Raw genomic sequence first — 3,759 nt, 5'->3', positions numbered from 1 at the left:
CATGGAGGAGGCGTCGCGAGCGCTCTTGGGGCTCAAAGACTTCGCGGCGTTCTGCAAGCGGCGGGAGGGGGCGACGAGCGTGCGGACCCTGCTCGAGTTCTCGTGGGCTCGGCTCGACGACGGAGTGGTCGCCGCCACGGTGCGGGCCGACGCCTTCTGCCACTCCATGGTGCGCTCGCTCGTGGGGGCGGCGGTCGCGGTCGGAGAGGGGCGTCGCGACGTCGAGTGGCCGGCGACCCTCCAACGACGAGCCGTCCGGGCGTCGGAGGTGCTGGTCATGCCGGCGCACGGGCTCAGCCTCGAGGCGGTCGTCTATCCTCCGGACGCCGAGCTCGCCGTCAGGGCGGAGCAGGCGAGGGCGCGTCGCGTGATCGGCTGACGCCACCGGCCAGTCGGAACAACCCGCGTGACAAGGTCCGCGGCATACGTGAGGCTTGGTTCTCGTGGGCCACGTGGATGTCAGCTCGGTCTCCTTCTCCCTCCCGGACGGGCGACCGCTCCTGCACGACGTGTCGCTCCGGGTGGGGGAGGGGGCCAAGGTGGCCCTCGTCGGCCCCAACGGCACCGGCAAGACGACTCTGACCCGCATCATCGCCGGTGACCTGCCGGCACACGAGGGCGTCGTCTCGCGGTCCGGTGGGCTCGGCGTCATGCGCCAGTTCATCGGCCGGGTGCGCGACGACTCCACGGTGCGGGACCTGCTGGTGTCGGTCGCGTCGCCACGAATTCGACTGGCAGCAGGCGAGATCGACCGCACCGAGCTGCTCATGATGGAGCGCGACGCGGAGGCCGACCAATTGGCTTACGCACATGCGCTCGTCGAGTGGGGCGAGGCGGGCGGCTATGAGCAGGAGACGCTTTGGGACCGGTGCACGGTGGCGGCACTGGGCGTGCCCTACGAGCGGGCCCAATGGCGCGCCGTCACGAGCCTGTCCGGCGGAGAGCAGAAGCGACTCGCCCTCGAGGCGCTGCTCCGCGGTCCCGACGAGGTCCTCTTGCTCGACGAGCCGGACAACTACCTCGACGTGCCGGCGAAGCGCTGGCTCGAGGAGGCGCTCGTCGCGTCGAGCAAGACGGTCCTGTTCATCAGCCACGACCGGGAGCTGCTCGACCGGGTGGCGACGCGCGTCGCCACCCTCGAGCCCGGGGCGGCGGGCGCGACCCTGTGGGTCCACCCCGGCCGGTTCCAGACGTATGCCGCGGCCCGCGAGGACCGCAACTCCCGGCTGGAGGAGCTGCGCCGCCGGTGGGACGAGGAGCACGCCAAGCTCAAGGCGCTCGTGCTGCTCTACAAGCAGAAGGCGGCCTACAACGACGGGATGGCGTCGCGCTACCAGGCGGCGCAGACCCGGCTCGCCAGGTTCGTCGCGGCCGGCCCACCTGAGGCGACGCCCATGCAGCAGACGGTCACGATGCGCCTCGCAGGCGGCCGCACCGCCAAGCGGGCCGTCGTGGCTGAGCGGCTCGAGCTGACCGGGCTCATGCGACCCTTCGACCTCGAGGTCTGGTACGGCGAGCGGGTCGCGGTCCTCGGCTCCAACGGCTCCGGGAAGTCGCACTTCCTGCGTCTCCTCGCCGCGGGCGGCACGGACCCCGAGCCGGAGCACCGGCCGGTGGGTGACGTCGTGCCGCACCGGGTCGCGCACACCGGCCTTGTGCGGCTCGGCTCACGTGTCCGCCCTGGGTGGTTCGCCCAGACCCACGAGCACTTCTCGCTCGTCGGCCGCACACTCCTCGAGATCCTGCACCGCGGCGACGAGCACCGCGAGGGCCGCCCCCGTGAGCAGGCCGCGCGCGCGCTCGACCGCTACGAGCTCGCCCGGTCGGCCGAGCAGCGGTTCGAGTCCCTGTCCGGCGGCCAGCAGGCGCGCTTCCAGATTCTCCTGCTCGAGCTGTCCGGCGCCACGATGCTGCTCCTCGACGAGCCGACGGACAACCTCGACCTGCAGTCGGCGGAGGCGCTCGAGGAGGGCCTGCAGCGGTTCGAAGGGACCGTCGTGGCCGTGACCCACGACCGGTGGTTCGCAAGGGGGTTCGACCGCTTCCTCGTCTTCGGAGCGGACGGGCGGGTCTACGAGTCCACCGAACCGGTGTGGGACGAAAGCCGCGTCGCGCGACCTCGGTGACCCGCTGGCGACGGGAGTAGCGTCGGCTCATGGTGATCAACACGCTCGACTCCCGGGTCATCGCGGCGCCGATGGCGGGCGGCCCGAGCACTCCGGAGCTGGTCGCCGCGGTCGGGGAGGCAGGCGGCCTCGGCTTCCTCGCCGGGGGTTACCTGCCCGTCAACGCGCTCGCCGAGCAGATCGCGGAGGTCTGGGCCACGACGTCTCGTCCGTTCGGCGTCAACCTCTTCGTCCCTGCGGTCGCCAACACGTATGCCGCCGCGCGGGACGGGCTCGCGGGCGCCGAGCGGGAGCGGGCCGTCGCGGCATACCGGACCATGCTCGCCGGCGAAGCCGAGCGGATGGGCGTCGAGCTGCCGCAGCCACGGCCCGGCGACACGGACGACTGGGACCGCAAGCTCGACCTCGTCGTGCGGGAGCGCGTGCCCGTCGTGTCCTTCACGTTCGGCCTGCCGGGCGGGGCGGTGCTCGCGGAGCTGCGCCGGGTCGGCATCGAAACCATGGCCACGGTGACCGACGTGCCGGAGGCCGAGGCCGCGCTCGCCGCGGGGGTCGACGCCCTGTGCGTCCAGGGCCCGGGGGCGGGCGGGCACCGGGGCACCCTTGACGAGGGCAAGGACCCCGCCGACGTCGAGCTCGTCGAGCTCGTGCGGGCGGTCCGCTCACGCACCGAGGTGCCGATCGTCGCAGCGGGTGGCGTGGCCGCCCCCCAGCAGGCGGCGGAGCTGCGGATCGCCGGGGCCGACGCCGTCCAGCTCGGGACGGCGTTCCTGCTGACCCCGGAGGCCGGCACGGGCCGGGCCTACCGGCACGCGCTGTGCGACCCGTCCCATCGGGAGACGGTCGTGACGCGGGCCTTCTCCGGTCGGTGGGCGCGGGCGCTCGAGACGGACTTCGTGCGGGCCCACGGCCCTCACGCCCCCGCGGCCTACCCCGAGGTGCACCACGTGACGACCGCCCTGCGCAGGGCATCGGCCGCCGCCGACAGCCCCGAGCTGCTCGCGCTGTGGGCGGGGACCGGGTGGCGCGAGGCCCGGGCCGTGCCGGCGGCGACCGTCGTGCGGGAGTTCGCGGCCGCGTTCGCCTCGGCGCTGGTCCCCGACTGAGCCGCGACGGCGGCATACGGTGGCCCCATGCCGTCGCCCGAAGGAACCCTCACCTGGCTGCCCGTCGCTGAGCGCCCGGCGCTGCTGGCGCCCTTCGTGGCCGACGCGGCGGCCCAGATGGGCGCCCGGGTGGCCGAGATCGACCCCAAGCTCGCCGACACGGCCGCGTTCTGCGCCGCCTACGACGTCGCGCCGGAAGCCTCCGCCAACTGCGTCGTCGTCGAGGCGCGTCGCGGCGACGTGACCACCCTCGCGGCCGTGATGGTGCTCGCCACCGACCGGGCGGACATCAACAACGTCGTGCGCCGACGCCTCGGTGCGCGCAAGATCTCCTTCGCCGACCAGGCCCGCGCCGAGGAGCTCACCGGCATGGAGCAAGGGGGGATCACCCCGGTCGGCCTGCCGAGGGACTGGCCCGTGCTCGTCGACACGGCGGTTGCCGCCGCCGGTCCGGTCGTCGTCGGCGCCGGCCTGCGCGGGGCGAAGCTGTTGCTCGACGGTGCTGCGCTGGCCGCCCTGCCGGCGGC

General features: G+C 73.8%; 3 protein-coding genes and 1 pseudogene. All 4 read left to right on the top strand.

Annotated elements, in window-relative coordinates; all coding sequences use genetic code 11:
• Positions 1-379: pseudogene (locus tag VFJ94_RS02085) on the top strand (tRNA pseudouridine(38-40) synthase TruA); the annotation flags it as partial.
• 64 nt (positions 380-443) lie between these two features.
• Entirely contained in the window at positions 444-2,126 is a 1,683-nt protein-coding gene (locus tag VFJ94_RS02080) for an ABC-F family ATP-binding cassette domain-containing protein (protein ID WP_325002515.1), read from the top strand.
• A 29-nt stretch (positions 2,127-2,155) separates the two neighbouring features.
• Complete coding sequence (locus tag VFJ94_RS02075) at positions 2,156-3,232, top strand: NAD(P)H-dependent flavin oxidoreductase (protein WP_325002514.1); 1,077 nt, start codon at positions 2,156-2,158, stop codon at positions 3,230-3,232.
• Between the two features lie 27 nt (positions 3,233-3,259).
• On the top strand, positions 3,260-3,759 hold a 500-nt coding region (locus tag VFJ94_RS02070), incomplete at its 3' end, for a YbaK/EbsC family protein (protein ID WP_325002513.1).

The organism is Intrasporangium sp., from assembly GCF_035688975.1.
Classification (GTDB): Bacteria; Actinomycetota; Actinomycetes; order Actinomycetales; family Dermatophilaceae; genus CALMNV01.
Note: the sequence above shows the minus strand (reverse complement) of the source record. Positions and strands in the feature narration are given on the sequence as shown.